This window comes from Aquiflexum balticum DSM 16537, from assembly GCF_900176595.1.
Lineage (GTDB): Bacteria > Bacteroidota > Bacteroidia > Cytophagales > Cyclobacteriaceae > Aquiflexum > Aquiflexum balticum.
In genome coordinates this window covers 287,328-312,468 of sequence record NZ_LT838813.1, presented here as the reverse complement: position 1 = coordinate 312,468, position 25,141 = coordinate 287,328, and the positions used below count along the sequence as shown (strand labels likewise).

19 protein-coding genes and 1 pseudogene are annotated in these 25,141 nt (G+C 38.6%); 16 read left to right on the top strand and 4 right to left on the bottom strand.

Annotation, left to right across the window (positions count from 1 at the left end; all coding sequences use genetic code 11):
* Positions 1-52 precede the first annotated feature (52 nt).
* Positions 53-2,773: a DNA methyltransferase gene (locus tag B9A52_RS01460; RefSeq protein WP_084118625.1), complete on the top strand. Its 2,721-nt coding sequence runs from the start codon at positions 53-55 to the stop codon at positions 2,771-2,773.
* 7 nt (positions 2,774-2,780) lie between these two features.
* Here B9A52_RS01460 and B9A52_RS01455 read toward each other — a convergent pair whose 3' ends face one another.
* On the bottom strand, positions 2,781-3,437 hold the full coding sequence (locus tag B9A52_RS01455) for an NYN domain-containing protein (RefSeq protein ID WP_084118624.1): 657 nt from the start codon (positions 3,435-3,437) through the stop codon (positions 2,781-2,783).
* Positions 3,438-3,874: 437 nt separating this feature from the next.
* Here B9A52_RS01455 and B9A52_RS01450 point away from each other — a divergent pair, with 437 nt between their 5' ends.
* From B9A52_RS01450 to B9A52_RS01420, 7 genes are all read left to right on the top strand, one after another.
* Complete coding sequence (locus B9A52_RS01450; RefSeq protein WP_084118623.1) at positions 3,875-5,242, top strand: hypothetical protein; 1,368 nt, start codon at positions 3,875-3,877, stop codon at positions 5,240-5,242.
* A gap of 450 nt (positions 5,243-5,692) precedes the next feature.
* Positions 5,693-5,902, top strand: a complete 210-nt coding sequence (locus B9A52_RS01445; RefSeq protein WP_084118622.1) for a helix-turn-helix domain-containing protein — start codon at positions 5,693-5,695, stop codon at positions 5,900-5,902.
* Positions 5,903-6,316, top strand: a complete 414-nt coding sequence (locus tag B9A52_RS01440) for a nucleotidyltransferase domain-containing protein (protein WP_084118621.1) — start codon at positions 5,903-5,905, stop codon at positions 6,314-6,316.
* A gap of 102 nt (positions 6,317-6,418) precedes the next feature.
* On the top strand, positions 6,419-8,005 hold the full coding sequence (locus tag B9A52_RS01435) for a M1 family metallopeptidase (protein ID WP_084118620.1): 1,587 nt from the start codon (positions 6,419-6,421) through the stop codon (positions 8,003-8,005).
* Positions 8,006-8,113: 108 nt separating this feature from the next.
* On the top strand, positions 8,114-9,355 hold the full coding sequence (locus B9A52_RS01430; protein ID WP_084118619.1) for an MFS transporter: 1,242 nt from the start codon (positions 8,114-8,116) through the stop codon (positions 9,353-9,355).
* On the top strand, positions 9,342-10,868 hold the full coding sequence (treF, locus tag B9A52_RS01425; RefSeq protein WP_084118618.1) for an alpha,alpha-trehalase TreF: 1,527 nt from the start codon (positions 9,342-9,344) through the stop codon (positions 10,866-10,868). The genes B9A52_RS01430 and treF overlap by 14 nt, the downstream gene beginning before the upstream one ends.
* Before the next feature lie 32 nt (positions 10,869-10,900).
* Positions 10,901-12,166, top strand: coding sequence for a purple acid phosphatase family protein (locus B9A52_RS01420; RefSeq protein WP_231955433.1), 1,266 nt, complete (start codon positions 10,901-10,903; stop codon positions 12,164-12,166).
* A 79-nt stretch (positions 12,167-12,245) separates the two neighbouring features.
* Here the strand turns inward: B9A52_RS01420 and B9A52_RS01415 are convergent, their stop codons facing one another.
* Together B9A52_RS01415 and B9A52_RS01410 are read right to left on the bottom strand one after the other, a co-directional pair.
* Positions 12,246-13,730, bottom strand: coding sequence for a sodium:solute symporter (locus tag B9A52_RS01415; RefSeq protein WP_084118616.1), 1,485 nt, complete (start codon positions 13,728-13,730; stop codon positions 12,246-12,248).
* Positions 13,731-13,751: 21 nt separating this feature from the next.
* Complete coding sequence (locus B9A52_RS01410) at positions 13,752-14,684, bottom strand: dihydrodipicolinate synthase family protein (protein ID WP_084118615.1); 933 nt, start codon at positions 14,682-14,684, stop codon at positions 13,752-13,754.
* Positions 14,685-15,444: 760 nt separating this feature from the next.
* Here B9A52_RS01410 and B9A52_RS01405 point away from each other — a divergent pair.
* The 7 genes and pseudogenes from B9A52_RS01405 to B9A52_RS01375 form a co-directional block, all read left to right on the top strand.
* Positions 15,445-15,843, top strand: a pseudogene (locus B9A52_RS01405) (hypothetical protein); the annotation flags it as partial.
* Positions 15,844-15,855: 12 nt separating this feature from the next.
* Complete coding sequence (locus B9A52_RS01400) at positions 15,856-16,836, top strand: S41 family peptidase (RefSeq protein ID WP_084118613.1); 981 nt, start codon at positions 15,856-15,858, stop codon at positions 16,834-16,836.
* Positions 16,837-16,866: 30 nt separating this feature from the next.
* The gene (locus B9A52_RS01395; protein ID WP_084118612.1) at positions 16,867-17,736 is read left to right on the top strand and encodes a LytR/AlgR family response regulator transcription factor; all 870 of its coding nucleotides are present in this window, start codon (positions 16,867-16,869) and stop codon (positions 17,734-17,736) included.
* A gap of 91 nt (positions 17,737-17,827) precedes the next feature.
* Positions 17,828-18,973 (top strand): acyltransferase family protein, encoded by a 1,146-nt coding sequence (locus B9A52_RS01390; RefSeq protein ID WP_084123347.1) that lies wholly within the window; start codon positions 17,828-17,830, stop codon positions 18,971-18,973.
* Positions 18,974-19,066: 93 nt separating this feature from the next.
* Positions 19,067-20,107 (top strand): cyanophycinase, encoded by a 1,041-nt coding sequence (locus B9A52_RS01385; protein ID WP_084118611.1) that lies wholly within the window; start codon positions 19,067-19,069, stop codon positions 20,105-20,107.
* Positions 20,108-20,212: 105 nt separating this feature from the next.
* Positions 20,213-22,342: a hypothetical protein gene (locus B9A52_RS01380; RefSeq protein ID WP_084118610.1), complete on the top strand. Its 2,130-nt coding sequence runs from the start codon at positions 20,213-20,215 to the stop codon at positions 22,340-22,342.
* Between the two features lie 7 nt (positions 22,343-22,349).
* Entirely contained in the window at positions 22,350-22,784 is a 435-nt protein-coding gene (locus B9A52_RS01375) for a hypothetical protein (protein ID WP_084118609.1), read from the top strand.
* 3 nt (positions 22,785-22,787) lie between these two features.
* On the opposite strand, the gene B9A52_RS01370 is transcribed toward B9A52_RS01375, so the two are convergent.
* Complete coding sequence (locus B9A52_RS01370) at positions 22,788-23,918, bottom strand: App1 family protein (RefSeq protein WP_084118608.1); 1,131 nt, start codon at positions 23,916-23,918, stop codon at positions 22,788-22,790.
* A gap of 231 nt (positions 23,919-24,149) precedes the next feature.
* Between B9A52_RS01370 and B9A52_RS01365 the strand changes: the two genes are divergently transcribed.
* Complete coding sequence (locus B9A52_RS01365; protein ID WP_084118607.1) at positions 24,150-25,091, top strand: TIM barrel protein; 942 nt, start codon at positions 24,150-24,152, stop codon at positions 25,089-25,091.
* Positions 25,092-25,141 lie beyond the last annotated feature (50 nt).

Sequence of the window (25,141 nt, the reverse complement as noted above, 5' to 3'; positions counted from 1 at the left end):
TTATATTGATTTTAGTTATCCTCACTATAATTCAACCAAACTTTTATAATTCATGGCTTTAAGTTGGAATGAGATCAAGGACCGCGCCTTGAGATTTACCAAAGAATGGGAAGGCGAAACCCGGGAGCGCGCCGAAAAAGACTCCTTCTGGAATGATTTCTTTAATGTCTTTGGGATATCAAGACGACGGTTGGCCACTTTCGAAGAACCTGTCAAAAAACTAAACAATCAACAGGGATTTATAGACCTTTTCTGGAAAGGAACGCTTCTCGTAGAGCACAAGTCCAAAGGGAAAAACCTGGATGCTGCATTTGAGCAGGCCACGGATTATTTTCATGGCATCAAAGAGCACGAGCTTCCCAAGTATGTTTTGGTGTCGGACTTTGAGTATTTTAAACTCTATGACTTGGATGAAAAAAAAGATTATGATTTCCATCTTTCCGAATTTCATAAAAACATCAAGTTATTTGGATTTATAGCAGGATATCAGAAGCGGAGTTTCAAAGAAGAAGATGAAGTCAATATTGCTGCGGCAGAACTAATGGGTAAGCTGTATGATCAGTTAAAGGACAGTGGGTATTCTGGCCATTCCTTGGAAGTCTATCTGGTCCGTTTGCTATTTTGTCTTTTTGCTGATGATACGGGAATCTTTGAGAAAGATACTTTTAAGGAATTGATCGAAATCAAATCCGGAGAAGATGGAAGTAATTTGGGAGGCTTGCTCGCCCAATTCTTCCAGGTTTTGAATACTCCCCGTGACAAGCGGATGAGCAGCTTGGACGAGCATTTGGCCGCTTTTCCTTATGTAAATGGAAAGCTGTTTGAAGAATTCCTGCCGATACCTGCTTTCAATTTCCGAATGCGTGAGATATTACTGCTATGCAGTGCATTGAATTGGGGCAAAATATCACCTGCCATATTCGGTTCCATGTTCCAATCAGTGATGGATCCTGTGGAACGTCGTAATCTTGGCGCACATTACACCTCTGAAAAGAACATCCTGAAACTGATCAGGCCATTAATTTTGGACGAACTTCGGGAGGAGTTTGAGAAGCTGAAAGGAAATAAGAATAAACTGCGTGAATTCCATCAACGATTGGGAAAGCTGAAGTTTCTTGATCCTGCCTGTGGATGCGGAAACTTCCTTATCATCACTTATCGGGAACTGCGGCTCCTGGAACTGGATGTGCTAAAAGAAATATACGGTGCCCAGCAAGCCATCGGTATCCAAGAAATCATGTCCATAGATGTGGATCAGTTTTACGGGATCGAATATGATGAATTTCCTGCCAGGATTGCTGAAGTGGCGCTGTGGTTGATGGATCATCAAATGAACCTCCGGATCTCAGAGGAATTTGGCCAATACTATGCACGTCTTCCGCTTAACAAATCGGCAAAGATCGTCCATGGCAATGCACTTCGGATCAATTGGGAAGATGTGGTTCCAAAAGAGGAGTTGAGCTATATTTTGGGGAACCCGCCGTTTGTGGGGTCAAAATATCAAACTTATGAGCAAAGGAAAGATTTAGCTTTTGTTTTTTCTGAGGTTAAGAATACAGGAGTCTTAGATTATGTTTCAGCCTGGTATTTTTTGGCCACATCTTTTATTCAAGATTCAAAGGTAAAATGTGCTTTTGTTTCGACCAATTCTATTACACAAGGAGAACAAGTGGGAATTTTATGGGATGAAATTTTAAAAAGAAATGTGGAAATCTTCTTTGCACATCAAACATTTCATTGGAATAATGAAGCTAGAGGAAATGCAGCTGTTTATTGCGTTATAATAGGCTTTGGTGTGGGGAATTATTCAAAAAAGAAACTTTTTCAATATGATGACATAAAAGGGGATCCTCATCTTTTGTATGTGAGAAATATAAATCCATATTTGGTAGATGGACCTAGCCTAGTAATCAAATCAAGAAGTACTCCAATTTGTAATGTGCCTGAAATTGGTATTGGGAATAAGCCAATTGATGGGGGATTTTATCTTTATACACAAGATAAGCTTGATGCTTTTGTTAGTAAATACCCTAAAAGTAAGGAGTTTTTTAGACCTTGGTTTGGTGCTACTGAGTTTTTATACAATGAAAAAAGATGGGTTTTATGGTTAGGAAATATGTCTCCAAGAGAACTAAAAAAGCACCCAGAAATTCTTGAAATTGTTGAGGAGGTTAGAAAGTTTAGGCTTAAAAGTACTAGTAAACCTACTCAAAAATTAGCAACAATCCCTACTAGGTTCCATGTTGAAAATTTTCCAGATAAAGAATATTTGCTAATTCCAAAGGTTACTTCGGAAAGAAGAACATATAGTCCAATAGGGTTCATGTCTCCAGAAAATGTTTCTAGTGATTTGGTTTTTATAAGTTCTGATTCTGAAATATTTCATTTTGGGATTTTAAGTTCAATGATGCACATGATTTGGTTAAGATATACCTGCGGCAGACTTGAAGGCCGTTTAAGATATTCCAAAGGAATTGTTTATAATAACTTCCCATGGCCCAAAAACCCTTCCGAAAAGAATAAAAAATTGGTTGAAGAAAAATCTCAGAAAGTGCTGGATACCCGTGCAAAATATCCTGAAAGTTGCTTGGCTGATCTTTATGATCCCTTGGTGATGCCACCTGACTTGGTGAAAGCACATCAGGAATTGGATAAGGCAGTGGATCTTTGCTATCGCCCCCAGGCTTTCAACTCAGAAATGGCCAGGATCGAATATTTATTTGAATTGTATGAGGAGTATTTGGCTCCGTTGATGGGGAAGAAGAAGAAATAAAAAAAGATTACTTCGGAAACCATTCAGTTGGCTTCCTGTAAATTTTTGAGGACAATGGGATAGTAACTTCATCTGGTAATAAGGCCTTATTCCATCTTGGTTTGTATGATGAAAGGTCTAGCGCGGGAAAATTTCTGTTTGCAAGACTACTAGTATATTTAGTAGGAGGGAATAGAACCATTAATTCAACATTTTTATAGAATTGTTCGACTAATTTGATTGGAGGTAAAAAATCAGAATCTCCTGAAACTAACACTATTTTATCGCTGATCCCATTGTGGCAATCTTCAACAATTTTTATGGCAAGATTTACGTCAGTTTGCTTCTCTTCCCAATGCATGTAAATTCTACCACAACCACCACTTGCTCGACAAGTCATTTCTTTGTCTTGATATTTACCATAGTGGATTTTCAGCTTGTCCCCATTTAAAGTCTTGTTGCATTGAAGAAGATTATTTTGTCTAATCTCTTTACCTTTATTTTTTGGACGAGCTGTAAAATAATTAACGCAAACTAATTGCTCGTTTTCCATTAAAAAGCCTTCAAAGAGCTTGACAAGATCAATCCAGTAAAATTTTCTCCAATCAGGTTTACTTTTGGTCATAGCTTTCAGACCATAGTAGAAATTAAAACCATCAACATAGAAAGAAACTTTTTTTTTCATACTTCAATATATAAAAAAAGCCTCTTTCGAGGCTCTGACCAATAAGATGAAACCTATTGGGGTGCGTTGTCAATACATTGAATGACTCTGCAATGTTAAGTCTTTCTATTGATAAATCAAATACCAGACAGTGTTTATTAACATTTATTAAGACTAATTGTTAATAAGTGGTTGAAAACTACTTTTAATGGTTTTTGTTCTATTCAAATTCAGTTTATTCCCTGTCCTTTTGACATTTAGTGAAGATATTGGAGAAGTGTTCAATTTGCAAATAGACTTTCTAAGACTACGTACAGTAACAGGAAGTAATCCAAGTTTGCCTAAATTAATTTTGTCAAATCCTTTTTGAATGAACTTCTAGAAGTAACTATTGGATAGATATAAAAATCGTCTTTGATAAATAATTTTCTTAACTTGATATTTAAAATAATTTAGATATGGAGAAAATAATTACACTTCAATTAGATAAAAAGCAAGATAAATTATTTTTATTTGAACACGAAATTCAAAACCCTTACATTGAAATTCAGGAAGAATTAAATGAGAAGTTTCCTTTTAATACACAGAATTCTTCAAAAACATTTTTTTTAGAATTTTATGATTTTTTGTGTGAAAAAATATCTGGGAAAAGGCATCCTTTATTAGATAATATTGATTACTGTTTGTATTATAGTTACCCCTATCAAGGGATAAGATGGACTACTTTAAAAGATGAATTTGAAAAACATATTGAAAAATTTAAAAAGGCAGTAGTCGAAAACAATGTAGAAGAAATTCAGGAATATAATAAGTTGCACTTTGGATTTGATAGAAATAGGTTTGATTTTTTTGCTTTTAATGATTCTTTAGAATCTGTAAAAATAAAATTTAAGGATAGTATAGTAGCTTATAGCCACAACTATGTGGGCTTCACTGAAATACTTTTTATAGTGGATGAAAATTTCAAGTTTTATATAGATTCAAATTTGGGCTTTGGAAAATCAAGTTATTTTTTTTTAAAAGTAAATTATAAAGGAGTTCAAATTGTCCCATTTTCAAAATGGATATATTTTAGATATGAGAAGACTAGCATTATAAAAAAATACACAGTAGAGTACCCATTAGCGAGGTCATCTTGGACCAGATGTTTTAATTATATAATTGAGTCATATCAACTATACAAGACCAATGAAAGTCTGTTTATAAACAAATACATGGTCGGTGAATTAGACGAGATGTTAAGGCAAGTAAAAGAAGTGTTCTCATCAGATAACGAGATAAAAACTTCCTATTGGGATGAGGAACAAACAGAACACTTAGAGGAGGTTATAACAATATATGAAGAAATACTTTTTTATCAAGGTCATAAAATAGTGGGATGTTTAGATTTTGTAGGCTCCATATTGGTTTTGTCAGAATTCTCGGTTGAGGTGAGTTTTTATATTGAAAAAATTGAAGAATATGTTGTTAAGGTTAAAAAAAAAATTGAACTACATTTAATAATTTTGAAAAAAAGAATCATTGAATTACAAATTGAAAAAGAGAATTTAAAGATTAATAGTATTGAAATATTATCTTGGGAAAAGAGTTTTCAAGGTTTGTTAAAAGAAAAACATAACGTTTTATCATATCATTCAGATTATCTGTCTTTTTTACCTCAATTTCTCGAAAACAACTTTGAATCCGAAAAACAATTATGTATTGAGCTACTTTCATTTCATGAAGAAATGGAAAAACTCACTGATTCGATATCGAATACTGAAAACTTTGTACGAAGATTTTCCGGCATAATTGAAGATATTAATACTTATTTTGATGGCGATTGAATGTTCTTTTAGGATCCCGTCTTGGTGAAGATTGAAGTTGTAGATTGTATCTATACTTCTTATTTTTTGATTCCGTACAGTGTTAGGAAGTATTACCAGTTTTCAAAAATTTCTTTTAGTTATGAGGAAAGTAATTTAAGTCCAATACCGGGAGATATCAGGAATTGTCAAAAAATATACTGCGAAGGGTGAGAAAATCACCCTTTATAAGCTCTCAATTTTCCGTGCTTCTTCAATTTTATTAAATGCCTGTTCGGCATCTTTAAATTCCTGTTTGCCCTTTTTTGCCTCATCATAAAGTTTGATGTCTTCCAGTTCGTTAATTTTAAAGATGTATAAGCTAGTTTGTTTGGGAATATAATCAATTAGTAGAAATCTTTTAACCCACTACAACTCTTTGCATCCCCATGCACTTTTGACTAATTTAGTCAAAAAATATTTTTCAAAATCATGAACAGTTTCGGCGAAAAAATTCGAAAGCTGAGATTGGAAAAAGGAATGCCCCTTCGGACAGTAGGTGCATTTTTGGATATTGATCAAGCTTTGATCAGAAAAGCAGTGCGGGGAATCAGGAAACTATCCAAAGAACAGGTCATCCGATTGGCCGGACTTTTTGAAATTCCGGCTTCTGAACTTTTGGTGCCTTGGATGGCGGATTAAGTGGTCTATGACCTTGGAGATAACGACGAACTGGCCAAAGAAGTACTGAAAATTGCGGAAGAGGAAGTTGCGTATAGGGTTTTTGAAAAAACTGATAAAAAAGAAATAATCAAAGAAATCAGTGAAATCCTTGATAAAGATTCAAGAATAGAAAAAGGTTGGGTTTTTGGCTCTTTCGCAAGAGGGGACAACAATCCGGAAAGTTATATAGATATTTTATTCCAAGTAAAGGAGAATGTTAAATTCAGCATATTCGATCAGCTAGGAATTAGGGAACAATTGATTAAAGCACTGAATAGAGAGATTGATTTTGTTGAACATGACACTGCGCGAGTATATGGTAGAAAATGTAAAAAAGGATTTAATTCAGATTTATGGCTAAACCTACTTAATCTGGGTGAAGATTGGAAATGACGTTGGGTGTAAATTGTATCTACACCTTTTTATCCTCGGAATTTGTAATTCCAGTTTACAAAAATTCCCCTACTTCGAAATAATCCTGTTATATTCAAAACAATGAAAACAACCTCCCTAATCCTTTCTTTCCTACTGATCTCTGTCAGCACTTTCTCCCAAATCCAAAAAAACTGGGCCTGGGGTGGGTCAATTGATCCTTTGCAAACAAAATATGAGGTTTTGCATTATCAGCTGGAACTGGAAATATTTCCCGAAAAGCAGGAAATCTATGGAAAAAATAAAATCACTTTTTCCTCAGATGAAAAGTTGGATACCTTGAGATTGAACCTGATCGAGGAGTACATAGTGACCAAAGTAATCATGGCTGGAGAGGAAGTCGGTTTTCGGCATTTTGGGGATACTTTGGATATTTATCCTTCGGATTGTACCTGTACTGAGGTAGAAGTGTTTTATGGAGGTCAGACACCCATTGCAATCCGGCCTCCTTGGACAGGAGGTTTTACTTGGGAAATAGATGAACTGAAAAATCATTGGATGGGCTTATCTTCTCAGAATGAAGGGGCAAAAATCTTTATGCCCTGCCTGGACCACCCATCAAGTGAACCTTCCAATGGAGTGGATTTGATCCTCACGGCACCCTATCCCTATTTTGTAGCTGCGAATGGGAGACTAATTGATACCCAAAGGCAAAACGGCAAAGTCACCTACCATTGGACTACCCAATATCCCATCAATAATTACAATATCAATTTTACCCTAGGGGTTTTCCATGAGGAATCAAAAACTTTTAGGAGTGCCAATGGGACCGAAATCCCGATGATTGTCTATGTTCTCCAACAAAACAGGGATAAGTCAAAATTGCTTATGGAAGTGTTGGAAACTTCTGCCAAAACCCACGAGAAGTTTTTCGGGCCTTATCCTTTTCCCAATGACAAAATTGCTGTGGTGGAAACGCCTTATTTGGGGATGGAACATCAGACTATTAATGCTTACGGCAATAATTTTCAGTTTGAGAAAATCGGAGATGTATATGCCGATTGGCTGCTGCACCATGAATTGGGGCATGAGTGGTTTGGAAATAAAGTTTCGGTCAAAGATTGGGCTGATTTCTGGATCCATGAAGGTTTGACTGCTTATGGGGATTGGCTGTTTTATCTGGAACATGGAGGAGAAGATGCCTACCACCAAAAGGTCGCTTCGGTCAGAAAAGGAATTGCCCATGCAAGACCGGTAGTTTCTCCAAGAAACTCAAACTCTGACCAAGCTTATCATCCTGAAATTTATACCAAAGGTGCATTTATAATACATTCTTTGAGATACTACATTGGTGATGAGGTGTTCTTTCCTATGCTCAAAGCTTTTGCTTCAGATGAACGTTTTACCTATGAAAATCTGGTCGAAACAGCTGATTTCACTGAATTTGTACAGCAATATACCGGATTGGATCTTAAGGGATTTTTTGATATGTATCTCAAAACCATCCGTGTCCCTAAGGTAAAAGTTTCCAAAAAAGGGAAGAAGGGATATCAGGTCAGTTTGCCCAATATTGATTTTTCCATGCCGGTGGAAATAAAAACTTCCAATGGATATGAAAGGCATAAGCTTTCCTCCAAACCAGTACTTATAAAAAGTACCGGGCCGATAGAAGTGGATCCCAAAGGTTGGTATTTGCTGGAAAAGCAGTGACGGTTTTTCCCACAAAGCCACAAAGCCACTAAGAAAATTTATAATTTGTGTCTTAGTGTCTTAGTGGGATTTGAAATCTAAATTCGTATCTTTTTGTGATCTTAACTTATGAACTCCAAGCTCCTCATACGCATATCGCTGATTGTCAATTACATGGTTTTTGCTGTATTGCTCAATTCTGTGGGAGCGGTAATTCTACAGGTACAGCGGTCTTTTGATGTCAGTAAGGCAGATGCCTCCATTCTGGAGGGTTTTAAGGATTTGCCCATCGCTATTTTTTCCTTTATTGTTGCTTCTTTTTTACCAAAAGTAGGATTGAAAAAAGGAATGTTGGCCGCCCTGTTCTTGGTTGCCTGGATTTGTTTTCTGATGCCGGTGATGGCAGATGAATTCTGGTACTTCAAAATGCTTTTTGCAGCTGTAGGAATTTCTTTTGCAGTGATCAAAGTCAGTGTTTTCGCCATGATAGGCTTGGTGACCAACAATACCAAAGAGCATAGCAGCCTGATGAGTACTATAGAAGGTTTTTTCATGGTTGGGGTACTTTTGGGAAATGTGTTTTTCAGTCTATTTGTCAATGACGCAGATCCGACCTCCAGAACTTGGTTGAATATTTATTGGTATTTGGGAATCATGACTTTAGCGGCTGCTTTGTTGCTATACTTGGCCAAAATCAATGAATCTGAATCCAAAAGGGAGCAAACAAGGGCATGGGATGAATTTCTGGAAATGCTCAAATTGGTTATCAGGCCTTTGGTATTGGTTTTTGCAGCTTCAGCATTTCTATTTGTTTTGATCGAGCAGAGTTTTATGACTTGGACACCGACCTTTTATCAGGATGTCCTTAAAGTTCCTGCGAGTATGGGGATTCAGGCCGGGGCTGTTTTGGCTGGGGCATTGGCAATTGGCCGTTTGTTGGCAGGAATTGTCCTGAAAAAGGTGCATTGGCTTACCTTCACCTTGGTCTGCACTTTATTGGTGGGATTATGTGTGGTCCTTACTTTACCATTGACCTCAAACCTTCCTGAAGCATTGGAAACCATAACATGGTTCAACGCTCCTTTTGTGGTATATCTTTTTCCGATTTTGGGAATATTCTTAGCGCCGATTTATCCCACCATCAATTCAGTGGTTTTGAGCGCACTTCCCAAATATATGCAAAGTTCCATGTCGGGATTAATTGTTGTCTTCTCTGCATTAGGGGGAACTACCGGTTCGATTATCACCGGTCATATCTTTGAGGCTTATGGCGGAACCACAGCTTTTTATTTTTCTCTTATACCAATCGCATTGCTTTGTGTAGTTTTGATATTATTGAACAAACAGGTCAGAAACAATGAATCCAAATAAATTTATACCGCCTGAAGAAATATATTGGGAACTTTTCGATGCCGTGCAATTGAGTGGTATTTTCCTTGATTCCAAAACCTTTGTTGACTGTATTCCTAAGCGTCCGGCAAAAGAAATTCTCAGTGATTTCTATAAGGAAATCAAAAAGGATGATTTTTCTCTTCTTGAATTCATCAAGGAAAATTTTGTTCTGCCAAAAGAACCCAAGCCGATTGATATTCCCGAAAACCTTTCCCTTGAGGACAGGCTTCATGCTCAATGGGAATTGCTCAGAAGGGAGCCTGATGTAGACCATCCTGATTCAAGTTTATTGGCCTTACCTTATCCCTACATTGTACCTGGTGGACGATTTCGGGAAATTTATTACTGGGACAGTTATTTTACCATGTTGGGATTGAAGGTCTCTGGAAGAAAAGACCTGATAGAGTCCATGGTGGATAATTTTGCTTACCTGATCAATACCATTGGACATATCCCAAACGGTAATCGCACTTATTTCCTTTCGCGCTCACAACCACCTTTTTTTGCAAAAATGGTAGAATTACTAGCCGAGGTAAAAAACAATGAGGCCATCATTCAGGAATATTTGCCGGAGATTTGGATGGAATATTCCTTTTGGACTGAGGGTGAAACCGAAGTGCATTTGCCGGGGAAGAGGTATAAGCGCGTGGTGATGCAGGATGAAGATGCTTTTCTCAATCGGTATTGGGACGATGAGGATACTCCCAGGCCCGAGTCATTTTTGGAAGATGTGGAATTATCTGAAAACAGCCGGAGATATCCTGACAAATTGTTCCGAAATATCAGGGCTGCCTGCGAGTCCGGTTGGGATTTCAGCTCCAGGTGGTTGTATGACCCTGAGGATCTGAAAAGCATTCAGACCATTGCCATCCTTCCCATTGACCTCAATGTGCTGCTATCGGAAACTGAAAGAATTCTTGTGTATGGGTTCAGACTGGAAGGAGACCACAAATCGGCAGATAAAATCGAGAAGGTAAGAAACAACAGGATAGAAGCAATTACCCGCTATTGTTGGGAGGAAGAAAGAAGCATTTTTCTGGATTACCATATCAAATTCAAAGAAAAGGTTGACCGGCCTTCTTTAGCAATGTTGTTTCCACTTTGGGCAGGCCTTGCCACAGAAGAACAAGCAAAGGGTGTCATCGCGTATGCTGAAGAACATTTTATGAAACCCGGCGGATTGGTGACTACCAATTACAATTCCGGACAGCAATGGGATGCGCCAAATGGTTGGGCACCATTGCAATGGATTGGATTTGAAGCCTTTTGGAATTACGGAAGAAGGGATTTGGCCCTGACCTTGGCACAACGTTGGACCACTTTGAATGAAAAGGTTTTTGAAAGGACCGGAAAGATGATGGAAAAGTATAATGTGGAGGATCTAAGTCTTGAAGCAGGGGGGGGAGAGTATCCTGTTCAGGATGGATTTGGATGGACCAATGGTGTATATTTGGTGATGAAAGAAAGGCTATCTGAGAATTCTGCTTCTTAAAAAATTTAAAATATTAAACTTCTTAAAAACCTGTGGTTAAACTAATCCAGTTTCCGTGCTTGATATACTTCAAGAAAATTATATTTCTACTTGCCATTGTCCTGATCGCAAAGGAAGGCTTTGCCCAGTCTGAACCCCATTCCTTTTATCTTACTTGGACTTCAGACCCTACCACAACTATGGATGTGGATTGGCATATGGATGAGTTGAATCCTTCAACGTTGTATTTCAGAAGAAAGGGTACCGAAAAATGGCATTCATTTGATAGTGATGTGTATCCTTATCCCTTTTCGCCTAGATATATCCATCGTGTAGGAATTCAGGGATTAAGGCCGGATACTGATTATGAGCTCAGGTTTGCCGAATCTGATTCAATTTATTTTTTCCGTACACTTCCAAAAAATCTCAATAAAAGATCACTTAAAATCGCAATAGGAGGAGATTCTATGCACCAAAAGGAATGGTTGGAGAAAACCAACCGCGCAGTCACTGCCCAAGATCCGGATTTTGTGATCATCGGCGGGGATATGGCTTACGAAAATGGCCTAGCTGACAATATTCAAAGAATTTACGATTGGTTTGATGCCTATAAAAACACCCTGGTGACTGCCGACAAAAGAATTATTCCTTGTATTGTAGCAGTGGGCAACCATGAAGTGGTTGGGGGTTATTATACCAAGCACGAAGGATATGTCCAAAATGATGAATTCAGAGCCCGAATTGCGCCGTACTTTTACAGTTTATTTTCCTTTCCAGGCCAACCAGGATTCAATGTTTTGGATTTTGGGAAATACCTGAGTTTGATCATTTTGGATACTGAGCATTCCAATCCTATTCCAGGAGTGCAAACTGATTGGTTGATCAATACATTAAAAGAACGGGAAAAAGTAAACCACAAAATACCAATTTACCATGTGCCAGCTTATCCTTCTGTGAGGGAATATAAAGGATCGGTTCAGACTTTGGTAAGGGAAACCTGGACCCCGATTTTTGATGCGAATGGTGTAGAAATTGCTTTTGAAAATCATGACCATGCATATAAAAGAACCTTCCCTATTAAAAACATGGAAGTTAACGAATCAGGAATCATTTATATCGGTGACGGTTCCTATGGGGTCACGCCAAGAAATATCCATCCTGTGGACAGTACTTGGTACCTGAACAAAGCACAGTCTATCAGAGCCTTTACCTTACTTACCTTGGCAGAAAACAGCTGGAGCTTTGTTTCGATAGATGAGGACGGCAATGTGATCGATAGTTTTCCGGAGAATGCTTTGTTGATGCGAAAGGAAGATTAAGGGAAAAGGGTGGTCTTTGACACAAATAAATCAAATACTTGATTCAAGAATTGTTAAGCCATTCATTTTCATTCCAAGCCTAGAAACTCTTCATCCTATTTACCATCCACCCCAAAACAAACCCCACAAAAAAAACAGTCATGGTTCCCAGCACAATGGCCAAATTCTTGTGTAATTCGAGCACGGGCAAGCCATATGTAATGAATAACTCCTCCAGACTTATCCATGCGATCAATAATAAGCCGAGGATTACCCCAATAATGGCTGGTATATTACTCTTGGATTGGGTGAGCACACCTAAAAGGAAGAGGCCCAATATTCCACCGCTGAAAATCGAAGCCAATGCCCACCATGCGTCCAAAGCGCTGCTTACTCCATTAAAAGCCAATCCAATCAGAATACTCCCTATTCCCATCATGAATGAGGACACATAAAGCACTTTGAAATCAGAGGCTTTAGGAAGGTTTGGAAAAAGGTATTTTTTGACATGATCTTCCAAAATCACCGTTGCCGAACTATTGATACTGGTGGATATTGTACTCATGCCAGCTGCAAATATGGCTGCGATCATCAGTCCGGTCAATCCTTTGGGTAGCGTGGAAACAATAAAATAAGGAAAAACTTTATCGGCATTTTCAATGGTTTGTAACTCTAATGGTAGATTTTCAGGAAATTGTTGGTAAAAGGCAAAAAGGGCTGTTCCTATCATAAAAAATAACAAGGATACGGGAACATAGAGCAAGCTTCCCAACCAGGTCAATTTTTTGGCTTCCGATGCTGTTTTGGCTCCCAGATAACGTTGGATATAACTTTGGTCCACACCAAAATTCTGGAGGTTGATAAACAATCCGTAGACAAGAATCACCCAAAATGTATTCTGACTCCAATCCAGGGAAAAACTGCCCAAGGAAAGTTTATTTTGCTCCTGGGCAATTTCATATATCTGTAGACAACCTCCCGGCATTTCCCAAACAATCAATATAAAACATGTCAATGCACCTAGGATCAATAAAATTCCCTGAACCACATCCGTCCAAACTACCGCTTCAATTCCGCCAAGCATAGCGTAAATCACGACACCAAGACCTGTAGCTACGATAATCAATGGAATGCTCCAGCCAAACAAGGCATTCATTGGTAAAGCCAATAAATACATGATGGCGCCCATGCGGGCCAATTGGGTAAGCAGGTAGCAAGTAGAGGCGTACACCCTTGCCCATAGACCAAACCTGTTTTCAAGGTAAGCATAGGCGGAAGGGCTTTGGAGTTTTCGGTAGAGCGGGACAAAGTATCTCACTGCGATAAATGCGGCAAAAGGAATCGAAAGGCTAAACACAAAACCATTCCAATTGGACTGATAGGCAATTCCCGGTAGGGCCAAAAAACTGATGCTGCTGACGTAAGTTGCGAAAATGGACATGCCCAAGGCCCAGGCCGGCAATCTACCGCCTCCGGTGATATAATCTATAGAGACTCTTTTTTTGAAATAAAATGAAGCCCCAAAACTGATGATTCCAACCACATACGCCAAAAAAACAATCAGGTCAATGAGGGAAAGATTCATAAAAGGGAAATGATAGGAGGATTAAATGGTTTTGATTTTGAAAATAATCTTTTCGAGATTTTGGATAATGGTTTCTTTTGCTTGGGCATTTACGGATTGCAATGGAGGGGCAATATGTGGTTCACAAATGCCCAAATAATACAGGCTTTCCTTTACCCCGCAGAGGTAGCTGGAGGTTTTTGGACTACAGCCATAGATATTTTTTGAGATTTCCAGGATAAGGGGCTGGATTTTACTGATCATTTCGAAATCTCGATTTTTGGCAGCTTCGAATAACCGTACATAAAGATTGGGGAAAATATTTGCTCCACCACTGACTCCACCATCACAACCTGAAAGGACTGACTGTGCGAGCATTTCCTCAGGACCTATCAAAACAGAAAATTCCGGCTTTACTTTTTTGAGAGCCAATAATTTCTGAAAATAAACGCCATTCCCCGAACTGTCTTTTATTCCGATGATATTGGGGTGTTGGGATAATTTGTGGACAGTTTCTGGCTCTAGGGTGTTTTTGGTCATGACGGGGAAGTTGTACAAAAACAAAGGTAAAGGGCTAAGGTCGGCAAGTTTGATGTAATATTTAAAGAGGTCTTCTTGGTCAAGCGAAAAATAATATGGTGGTGCGGCTACCACTGCATCAGCACCATTTTCTTTTGCAGTTTTTGCGATTTTCAAGCTGACATCCAAAGCCGTATGCGTGATTCCTACTAAGATCAAATGTTGCCCTTGGGTTTCCTTACATGTGATTTCAATCAGTTCTTTTTTGATGGCAGGTTTTAAACTTGAAGCTTCACCTGTGGTGCCCAATATAAATATCCCATGGACACCTCCATGGGTCAGGTGTCGAATCAATCTTTCTGTCCCTTTCCTGTCCAATTCTCCATTTGAAAGTAAAGGTGTAACCATAGGAACAATTATTCCTTCCAATTTATCTGATGTATTTTCTGGATTCATTTTGGATTTTCCAATTTTGATTTGGTATAAAATCCAATTTAGAAAATATTCCTAACTGATTTTGAAAATGTTCAGAAAAGGAATGACAAAAAAGCGGGCCGCAGACCTCTCCTGACGTACCATTGACATAAATCGTAGCAGCCCTACCTACGGCAGGCAGGCGTCATCCCGAATGGGCTGGCGTTAATGTTAAACAAAAAAAATGATGGAACCACAAAAGGAACAAAAGGGAACAAAAGACTTTATTCAGTATCTTTTGTATTCTTTTGTCACTTTTGTGGTTCAAAATAAATTTCCTATGTGATTATCCCTAATGATTTCAGTAGCTAAATATCATTGTTTTCACCTCAACCCAAAAGCCTTCGGGATCAGCAGGAAGGGTGCTCCGAATTATGTCATTGGTAGTTTTTAAAATTTGGCATTTACAGAAAGGAAATGACATCAAAGCGGGTTTCAGACCTCTCCTGACGTCGAGGTGACAAGGCAAAGTTTTCTATGGTCTTGAATGCATTTTACAGTCCAAGGGTTTAAATCTCCAAATCTGTCAATGGTAGGCACGAGGGATCTCCTGAGGCCCTATTTATGTTTATATCTATCATTTCCTGAACCTCAAGAGACCCTTCCTGCGTCAGGGTGACGTTAGCTCCTAACTTGACTTACTTCCCGGATTAAAAGCAATTCAAAATTGTTTTCTTATGCTGTTAATGTAAATTAGTTTACGTTTACAACATAAGATAATTTACTTTTACAAAATAAACTTTATTGCATCGATAATGGATTTGCCAAATCCAATTCATTGAGTTTCACAAAGGATAGGGGAAGACTTTTGGAGAATCTTGTTTATTTGAATTTTAGGAAAAAAAATCAAAAGTTGTATTACTTTAAAGAAAAGAAGGAATGTGATTTTGTGGTTTTTGAGGGAACTGATTGTCGATGGCTGATACAGGTTACCCATGAATTGTATCCTGACAATAAGGATAGGGAAGTGGAAGGTTTGGTGGAGGCAATGGAGTTTTTCAATATGGATGAGGGTTATATCATCACGATGAATCAAAGTGATCAATTGACAAAGGAAAATAAAAAAATCATCATCCAAGGCTTCAAAGAATTCCTTGACCTTTTGAATAAAACTATATATTTTTGTAATATTCTAAGATAAACTGGATGTCCTATGAAACGATTTCTTTCAATACTCGTAATCGTTATATTTACTTTTTCCTGTCAGGAAACCGAGGATAAATTTGAAGATACCATTTCTCCTGAAGCAGAGGCATTTTTGAATGAATTTCTTCAAGTTGTTGAAAATGATTTTTTTGATTCATATAGCTACAATTACACTTGGAAGAAATCCCAGATCGATCAGGCCCTACTGGATTTGACAAAAGGGGCCAGGAAAATCGAGGATACTTATATAGCATTGGATAAGGTGTTCGAGATGATTGGGGATGATAAAAGTTATGTGATCAACTCAAGAGGAGAAATTGTAGCAGGAGACAAAAATGCCTTTGATTGTATTCCAGGACAAAAACAAACACCCGCCTTACCCAGTAGTATAGCCTATTTGGATATTCCAACTTCTCAAATTAGTCCCGAAGATTTAGCTTTTGCCATTCAGGATAAGATAAGGGGGAGAGAATTGGAGGCAACAGATGCTTGGATTATAGACCTCAGAAGCTTGACAGGTGGACATTTTGAAGCAATGCTGGCTGGATTAGGACCCATTTTGGGAGATGGGGTTTTGGGTGCATTTTTTTATAGAGATGACAAAAAAGAAGAATGGGAATATAAAAATGGGGCATCCTATGTGGGAGGAGTTCAAAGAGTAGCCGTCTCAAACTCAATGGAAGTTTTGTCCCCTTTACCAAAAGTTGCAGTCTTGATAGACGGGTCAACTTGTCGGGAAGGTGAGCAAATATTTGCAGCAATACTTAAAAGGCCAAATACCCAAAGCTTTGGAAATGCTACAGCAGGAAGGGCTTTTCTGGAAGGTGAAAAGAACCTGCCAGATGGACATAAACTTTATTTTGTTGAAGCGATGCTGATGGATAGAGAAAGCAATCTGACCATTTTTCCAAATTTGCACCCTGATGGCAATTCTTCTGTTACTGTAAATTTTGATGATGTATTTGAATGGCTGGGAATTGAAGATTGATTAATTTTATTCTTCATTCCCAAATAACCCATGTCCGCAAATTTCAAAGATTTTCTAAAACAACCTTACCCCTATTATTTCAAGGGGAAAAACCTTTGGATCTTAGCTGCGGTGATATTCGGGATGAGCATGGCCTTCAATTATTTTTTTGAACCTTTTGTAGTTTACAGGCCTGAACATAAGGTCAGTTATTTTTGGATTTCCATGATACATTCTTTGAATGCCTTTCTTTGTGTATTGCTCATTATTGGTTTGAACAACTTGCGTGTAAATGAAGACAGGTGGACAGTAGGAAACGAAATTGCCTTGATTTCAGGTGTTTTGTTATTAATTGGAGTCAGTCAGTTTCTTGTTAGGGACCTAATCTATAATAACCCTGATAATTGGTCTATGCGATACTTTTTGGAGGAAGTCAGAAATACATTTATGGTTGGGGTTCTTTTTGCTGTTATTTTGGTTCCCATGAATTACCTGAGATTGATGAAGGCACATCTGAAAACCGCTAAATCTCTCAACAGTCAGCAACAGTCTGATTTTTCACTCGAAAGGGAAAAACTACTGCCTATTGTTACACAGCAAAAAAGTGATGACTTTGACCTCAACCCTGAAGAGTTTTTATTTGCCAAATCAGAAGGGAATTACTTGGAAATATATTTTGAGAAAGGTGACAAGGCAAAAAAAGTCTTAAAAAGAATGACACTGAAAGAACTTGAAAGCCAATTGCAATCCTTTCCCCATTTTTTCAAAACCCACAGGTCTTTTTTGGTCAATCTCCAAAAAGTTGCACAGGTAAAAGGCAATGCCCAAGGCTATCAACTGGAAATAAAAAGTCATTCTGATTCACTCCCTGTATCAAGAGGGATGATTGATGACTTTGAAAGAAAGTACAAAGTCTCATAATCTTGCATTTCATCCCAAATCCTTGACATTGATCACAAGGCCCTTTTTTCAATCTTTTCAATATCTACTTTTGGAAAAAAAATCAAAAATTATGCGCAGACATGACTTAGACTGGCTAAGAGTAATCGTTTTTGGATTGCTGATATTTTACCATGTCGGGATGTTTTTTGTCCCTTGGGGATTCCATATCAAAAATGACATCATTTATCCCGAAATCAGATTGCCCATGTTATTTGTGAATCAATGGCGTTTGCCTATCCTTTTTGTGATTTCAGGAATGGGAACTTATTACGCCCTTTCGAAAAGAAGCGGTGGACAATTTGCCAAAGAAAGGATTCAAAGACTGTTGCTGCCTTTGGTGGTTGGTATTCTTTTGATTGTCCCCCCACAGGTTTATTTTGAGCGTTTGGATAAAGGGCAATTCTCGGGAGGGTATTTTGAATTTTGGCCCTCCCAGGCATTTATCGGAGTATATCCTGAAGGTAATTTTTCTTGGCACCACCTTTGGTTTTTACCCTATTTGTTGCTCTTTTCTCTGGTGTTGATTCCGGCTTTCCTTTACCTCAGAAATCATCCTCAAAGCTGGTTGTTGAAAAAAATGACTGTATTAGCTTCCCGACCTTTTGGTCTGTTTTGGCTGATCATTCCGCTTTTTATTTGGGAATCTTTATTAGAGCCGTTTTTTCCCTCCACTCATGCCCTTTGGGGAGATTGGTTCAACGTGGTGAATTATATCACCTTGTTCTTTTTTGGCTTTTTGCTGATTTCAGTCAAAGAAGTATTCTGGAAAACTGTTCTGGAAAACAGAAGGAAATACCTCTATTGTGGCTTGGTCGGTTTCACCCTAATGGTAGGACTGAGGCAGATTTATGAAGATTCTACTTTGATCCATTTCATTGAGGCGCTTTTCAAAGTATTCAACCTTTGGGCCTGGATATTGGCTTTGTTCGGTTATGCTGCTGCTTATCTTAATCGGCCAAGCAATGCACTTACCTATGCCAATGAATCTGTCTATCCTTTTTATATTCTACATCAGACCATCACCATTACCTTAGGTTATTATCTGATGCATGTGGGTTGGGGATTTTGGCCAAAGTTCTTGATCATGTCAGCCGGAACCTTTGGTTTTTCCTGGTTGATCTATGAGTTTGCTATTAGAAGATGGAAGTTGATAAGACCTTTATTCGGGCTAAAAGTGAGAAATCCTACAAGAATTGATAAGAGAATTCATGCCTAATTTCTTCTGCTTTTTTCAAAATGGCTTTGACAAATTGGGATAATTTTAAATGTATTCATTAGTTTGCATGACAATTGCAAATTCCATATTATCATGCATATTTCCAGACATTTTCTAGTGTTGATCTCTTTTTTCTTTTTGATCATTTATTCCTGTAGTGCTGAACCTATCACTCCTCCCATCCCACCTATTCAGAACCCATATTCATTAGGAAGGGTGGGAAATGCCGAAGATACCCAAAAAGAAACAGAAATGGGTCTTGTCCTGATGGGAGGAAGCACAGATGTGGATGCTGCTATGGGTTGGATGATAGAGCGGTCGGGAGGAGGTGATTTTGTGATCATCAGGGTAAGTGGCGGAGATGGATACAATGATTACCTGTATAATATGGGCGGACTGAATTCCGTGGAAACCTTGCGGATCAATACCGCTGAGGCCTCCAATGACGAGAAGGTATTTGAGACATTGATGAACGCTGAGGCTTTGTTTATTGCGGGTGGTGATCAATCCCAATATTTGAGATTATGGGAAGGGTCAAAGGTTGAGGAAGCAATTCAGTACCTGATTCATGAAAAGAAAATCCCTATAGGCGGGACCAGTGCAGGTTGTGCCATCATGGGTGAGTTTGTTTATACGGGGGAGAATGGTTCAGTTGTCAGTCAAGAAGCACTGCAGAATCCATTTGATGAAAGATTGACCGTACGCAGGTCAAGTCTCATCAATCATCCTTTTTTGCAAAATACGATTACTGACCAGCACTTTTCACAAAGAAACAGAGAGGGAAGGCTTGTTGGTTTTTTGGCCAGGTTAAAAAACCTTTCTGACAATCAGCCTCTCCGGGCAATTGCCGTAGATGAAAAGACTGCGGTCGTGATTGACAAAAATGGCCAAGCAAAAGTTTTTGGCCAGGCAAATGCTTTTTACCTGATGGAAACCAATGCGGATCAATTGCCGGAAATACTCCAAATCCAAACACCTTTGACCTGGAACCTTGACCAACAAGCCCTGAATTATAAAACCGTAAACGCTGATGAAAATCCATCTTTGGATCTCAAGACCTGGAATTGGGAATGGGACGGATTTTGGTATGTGGAAAAAGGAGACTTAAAAATAATTGCTGAAAGTGGGAATTGAAAAAACCGATGATTTAAACTATCTTGTTTAAATCAATCTGGTATAGTTGACAAATTTTCAAAATTCCCAGAGTGTTTTTTCAGGAAATAGATAATCAATATTGTCATGAAAGCACTAGCTGCACCTGCCGCACAGCAGAAGGCAAAAAACAATTCACCGACCAAAACTGATGGGACAGCTGGCGATTCTTTAACTTTTAAAGACAATAGGAAACAGACCGCAATTCAGCTCAGTATCATTCAAATGGCTTCTGAAAGTAAAGTTGCTTCTTTAGGATTTATAAATTCTAATTCAAAAAAAACAGATCAGAAAGCTAATCCTTCCAAAAAAACTAAAGCGATACCTTTTTCTTTTTCCAGCGCTTTAATTCAAAATAAAGAAAAGGAGCAAAAAATATCATCGGATAAAGTATTTCAGCTTCAAAAAAAACAAGTATTTGTGACAGGACTTTCCCATTTGGTGGAAAAAAAAGGGGAAACGATCTATGGGGGAAATGAAAAGTTAGAGGTTTTACAGGGACAAGAGCTTGAAATCAGTACTAATGCTTTAAAATCCAGAAGGGGTCCCAATCAGGAAGAGTACTCAGCCTTGGACAAAAAAGGCCCGCACCACTATGATTGGTTTAAAGTTTATACCGTAGATGGAAAGGATATTTCTGACCAAAATCTTTACGTCAGGGGAGATGTATTTAAATCTGCAACAGCAGAAAAAGGAAGTGATCGTTTAGGCAAAACCAAGTCTGTCGTCGAAGCAGTTACCAAGGTACCTGCAACTTTTATTGGAAATGAAGGTATAACAGGCCTCGCCGATGCGCTGAATGACAAAACAATCCATACCCGAACCAGTGGAGGACCCGGGGCAACTGTCGAAGGAAAACAACATGCAGCAAATATGGGCATTGTTGGGGATAGCATTACCGGCGTTACAGGTCTTCTTGCCATGGCACATGGATTTAAGTCCTTGGGAGATCCTGAAGCTACTGCAGCTGATATTTTTATCACCATAATCGATATCGAACAGGGAGCCATGAAAACTGGAGAAGCTGTTTCCAAATTGGTGCATACAGCATCTGGCAGTACTCTTGCTACGGATGCCAGTCATTTCGGATCCGCATTCGAAGGTTTTGGATCGGCTTTTGGGGGAATTAAAGAAGGATTTGAGGCTATGAGAGGTGTTGTAAACCTCATTAACAAACATCAGGATTACAGTACAGAGGAAAAAGTCCAAGCAAGTGCAGAAATTGCGCTTCATGCCATGGAATCGGCCAAAAGTATTGTGCTTTCAGTCAAAGCCTTTATTGAATTGGTGAATTCAACCGGCGCTTCCGGACACCTCATGGCGGCTGTTCCCGGACTTGATATTGCTATATCCGGGGGTAAAATGATTATGCAGGGTTATTACCTTGCCATTTCCAATAACAACAGGAGAGCCATGAATATTCAGCGAAATAAAATTGCTGAAGCATTGAAAATTGATAAAGAAGATTTGAAAGAGGCCTCGGAATTCTATCGATGTAAAGATGCGGAAATAGCCAATATAAGACAAGTTATTCTCCAGGACCAATCAAGGTTGAAAAATCATGAACTTAATACCGGAAAAAGATTCTTTAAAGAAAAAAGGGAAGTATCATTTCTTAAAAACAGAATTTCGGATTTAAAAGCAAAAATCAAGGTTCTTGAGGCCGAAAATCATGCCAGTATCAGCCGTAGTCAGGTGGAGGATTTTACTTTGGCGACCGAGCTTAGAGATGCCAATAAAAAAAGGGTTGTCCGTCAGGGAATTCACCTTGCTACCGAAATGGCAAAAATTGCCGGATCTATTGCAACTCTAACAGGTATGGGAGCTGCGGGCGGAGCTGCCGTAAAAGGAGCTGCGGCGGCAGTTGACCTCGCTCTTCCCGCTACCAGAATGGCAAAACAGGCTGGGAGGGACAGGATGGCAAGGAAGATAGCCAAAGGAAAGGCAGTGCCAAAAAAAGGGGTTTTTGAATTTGATCCGACCAAATCGACTGCAGCTAAAGTTGAATTTAGATTACAGCAAGCTAAGTTTATTCTTAGGAAAATTGTAAACCTTGCTTATTTAGAGGAACCTAATCTGACCAATGAAGGAAATGTCATTTTGGGATATCTAAAAGCTGCAGGTGTAAATGAAAAAAAACTGATAAAGAATATGAGTGACCCCCAAAAGCAGATTAAAATATTGATTGAAGGCATAAACCAAAGAGAATTTATTTGATCGGGAAATGATTTTATTGAAGGAAATTCAAAACAACATAGAAGATTTGGGATATCAATGCGACTTTTATGATGCGTCTGATGAACTCCCAATACCCATGCTAATCATTGATATCAGTGAGGATGACTATGATATTGAAGAGAAGGACAAACAGTATCTAACTGTAAGTATAATGCCTGAGGGGGAGGATTTGGATGGATCGGAATTCATTCAGTTTTATTACACAAACCCAAATTTAATCGATACGAATGATCTTGAAGGCTTCAAAAGATCACTCTTCCGAAAAAACAGAAATCTTCCATTAGGGCACTATAATTTTAATGAAAGCGAATCGAGTATATATTTCAAATATGTATTGGTGGTACCTAAAAATAAATCCTTGGATATAGCCTTACTGAATGATGTACTTGATATGTGTGTTTATGCAGTAAAAAATTTATAAGTTTTATTTGATTTCTTCGTCTTCTTTTTTGGTTTCAGCGATATCTATTACATCTGATTTTTGGATCCAACCTTTGGCCAGTGCGTGCCTTGCAGCGTCCAATGTGTCAGTCACCAAGAGCATCTCCACACCGAGATTTTGCATTTTCAATTGGATTTCTTCCATGGCAGCATGTCTGGATGATTGGACATCACGGATGTAAATCATTTTTACCCTTCCGGGATAATCCTTGATCACCTGCAGGTAAATCTCAGGATCATGTTGCCCGGAATCCCCGATCAGGATAAAAGGGATATCTGTATAATATTCAAATATCTTTTCGACCTGAGCCAGCTTGTGGTCAAAATGACTGCCGGCAATCAATTGTTCCCTTGACAACCCAATATCCCGCAGCATCAATGGTCCTTTGGGAATATGATGCACCTCCAAAAACTCCATCAAGAAATCATACAGGTTCCATGGACTACTTGAAACATAAAACAAGGGATTGCTTTCTATATCATCTCTCCCTTTTTCCAAAGCTTTGTAAAAGGCAGAAACACCGGGAAAAGGAATTCTGGAATGGGCATTTCCCAAAAAAGTCGTCTTGATCATCTGCCATAATCTGGTGGCGCCTGTAGGAACAATGGTATCGTCTATGTCTGAAATTATCCCATATTCCAAGTGTTCAGAGGGCAAGAATACCCTGTTCATGGCCTTAACTTCACCCTGCTTGGGAATGACCTTATCCAACAATTCAAGATGCACTTCCTGCCATTGATTGCTGAAATGGCAATCAGCTGGAACAGGAATTCTGAATTCAACGTAACCTTCCTCATCACTTAAAGCGATTGCCTCATTTCCAAAAAATGTGGCCTTCACCCTGATATTTGGGATTTCCCATGTCATAAAACGTTTATACATCTTCCGAAAATTCCTCCATCGTCCGTCTTTTGCATCGGATGTGCCGATTTTTCTATCCCTTAGGATTCTTGCCACAAAATATATTTCCTTTTCACTCCCAAAACCTTTGAAAGGTATAATCATGATAGACTTGATCAGCCCAAGTTTGATTCCCGATTTGAGTTTAAAGGAAGAATAAGCCCGCTTGATCCTATATAAAAAAGGTAGCAGAAGGGATTGTCGTCTTTTCAAATTCTTTGGTATTTAAAAAACAGGAATGATTTAAATAGCTAAAATCCTGTTGGGATTCTATTCTTTTTTGCGATATTAATAACGTTTTGTTTTAAGAAGATCTTTGTGGATTGAATTTTCAAATATAAATGATCTCAAAATAGAATATAGCTATAAATGATCTGAATAAAATATCGGCAATAGGCAAATATTTTAAACTTAAATCAACATTGAACCCAAACAGACCCCATCATGAATGCTAGAAGAGATTTTCTCAAAAAAGCCGGATTTGCAACAGCAGCTTTAGGAATAGGTATTCCCCAAATCAGTTTCTCCATGAAAAATCAAGACCCCTTGTTCAAAATTTCTCTTGCAGAATGGTCCGTCAACCGTTTGCTGTTTTCAGGACAGATGGATCATCTTGATTTTCCATTGTTGAGCAAAAAGCATGGCATCCTTGCAGTGGAATATGTCAATCAGTTTTTTATGGACAAGGCAAAGGACAAGAACTATCTCAGTGAAATGAATACCCGATGTAAGAATGAGGGTATTTCGCAGGTATTGATTATGGTGGACCGGGAAGGGACTTTGGGTGCCAAGGCTGCAACTGATAGGCAACAGACTGTTGAAAATCATAAAAAATGGGTGGAAGCAGCCAAATTTCTAGGTTGTCATTCTATCAGGATCAATGCCTATACCGAAATTCCGTGGTCATCTGATCCTCAGATGGCCTCCGAAGCGATGAAGCTGTGTGCAGATGGTATGCGATCTCTCTGTGAATTTGCAGATGATTTTGATATTGACATCATCATTGAAAACCATGGTGGGTTTTCCAGTGATGCCAAATGGCTGGTTGGGATGTTAAAACAGACCGGACACGAAAGAGCAGGCAGTCTGCCGGATTTCGGCAACTTTAGAATTTTCAAAGATGAGAACAAACACATCACTTATGATTCTTACTTGGGTGTAGATGAATTGATGCCCTTGGCCAAAGGAGTTAGTCTCAAGCCAACAGTCTTTGATGACAAAGGCAACCAATTTCCTTTGGACTATGAACGGATGATGAAAATTGTCCTTTCCCATGGCTATCACGGCTATGTGGGAATCGAGCATGGAGAAAAAGACCGGGAATGGGAGAGTATTGTGGAGATAAGGGATAAATTGGTGGAGGTGAGAGATGCGATGAAAGAGTGAGGAAGTTGTCTCGCTCTTATCTAACATACTTTCAATCTATTTATTAAAGT

What these genes read in the sequence shown, in the direction of transcription:
- B9A52_RS01460 (WP_084118625.1), top strand. Translation starts at nt 53, where the DNA reads ATGGCTTTAAGTTGGAATGAGATCAAGGACCGCGCCTTGAGATTTACC.
- B9A52_RS01455 (WP_084118624.1), bottom strand. Translation starts at nt 3,437, where the DNA reads ATGAAAAAAAAAGTTTCTTTCTATGTTGATGGTTTTAATTTCTACTAT.
- B9A52_RS01450 (WP_084118623.1), top strand. Translation starts at nt 3,875, where the DNA reads ATGGAGAAAATAATTACACTTCAATTAGATAAAAAGCAAGATAAATTA.
- B9A52_RS01445 (WP_084118622.1), top strand. Translation starts at nt 5,693, where the DNA reads ATGAACAGTTTCGGCGAAAAAATTCGAAAGCTGAGATTGGAAAAAGGA.
- B9A52_RS01435 (WP_084118620.1), top strand. Translation starts at nt 6,419, where the DNA reads ATGAAAACAACCTCCCTAATCCTTTCTTTCCTACTGATCTCTGTCAGC.
- B9A52_RS01430 (WP_084118619.1), top strand. Translation starts at nt 8,114, where the DNA reads ATGAACTCCAAGCTCCTCATACGCATATCGCTGATTGTCAATTACATG.
- treF (WP_084118618.1), top strand. Translation starts at nt 9,342, where the DNA reads ATGAATCCAAATAAATTTATACCGCCTGAAGAAATATATTGGGAACTT.
- B9A52_RS01415 (WP_084118616.1), bottom strand. Translation starts at nt 13,730, where the DNA reads ATGAATCTTTCCCTCATTGACCTGATTGTTTTTTTGGCGTATGTGGTT.
- B9A52_RS01410 (WP_084118615.1), bottom strand. Translation starts at nt 14,684, where the DNA reads ATGAATCCAGAAAATACATCAGATAAATTGGAAGGAATAATTGTTCCT.
- B9A52_RS01400 (WP_084118613.1), top strand. Translation starts at nt 15,856, where the DNA reads ATGAAACGATTTCTTTCAATACTCGTAATCGTTATATTTACTTTTTCC.
- B9A52_RS01395 (WP_084118612.1), top strand. Translation starts at nt 16,867, where the DNA reads ATGTCCGCAAATTTCAAAGATTTTCTAAAACAACCTTACCCCTATTAT.
- B9A52_RS01390 (WP_084123347.1), top strand. Translation starts at nt 17,828, where the DNA reads ATGCGCAGACATGACTTAGACTGGCTAAGAGTAATCGTTTTTGGATTG.
- B9A52_RS01385 (WP_084118611.1), top strand. Translation starts at nt 19,067, where the DNA reads ATGCATATTTCCAGACATTTTCTAGTGTTGATCTCTTTTTTCTTTTTG.
- B9A52_RS01380 (WP_084118610.1), top strand. Translation starts at nt 20,213, where the DNA reads ATGAAAGCACTAGCTGCACCTGCCGCACAGCAGAAGGCAAAAAACAAT.
- B9A52_RS01375 (WP_084118609.1), top strand. Translation starts at nt 22,350, where the DNA reads ATGATTTTATTGAAGGAAATTCAAAACAACATAGAAGATTTGGGATAT.
- B9A52_RS01365 (WP_084118607.1), top strand. Translation starts at nt 24,150, where the DNA reads ATGAATGCTAGAAGAGATTTTCTCAAAAAAGCCGGATTTGCAACAGCA.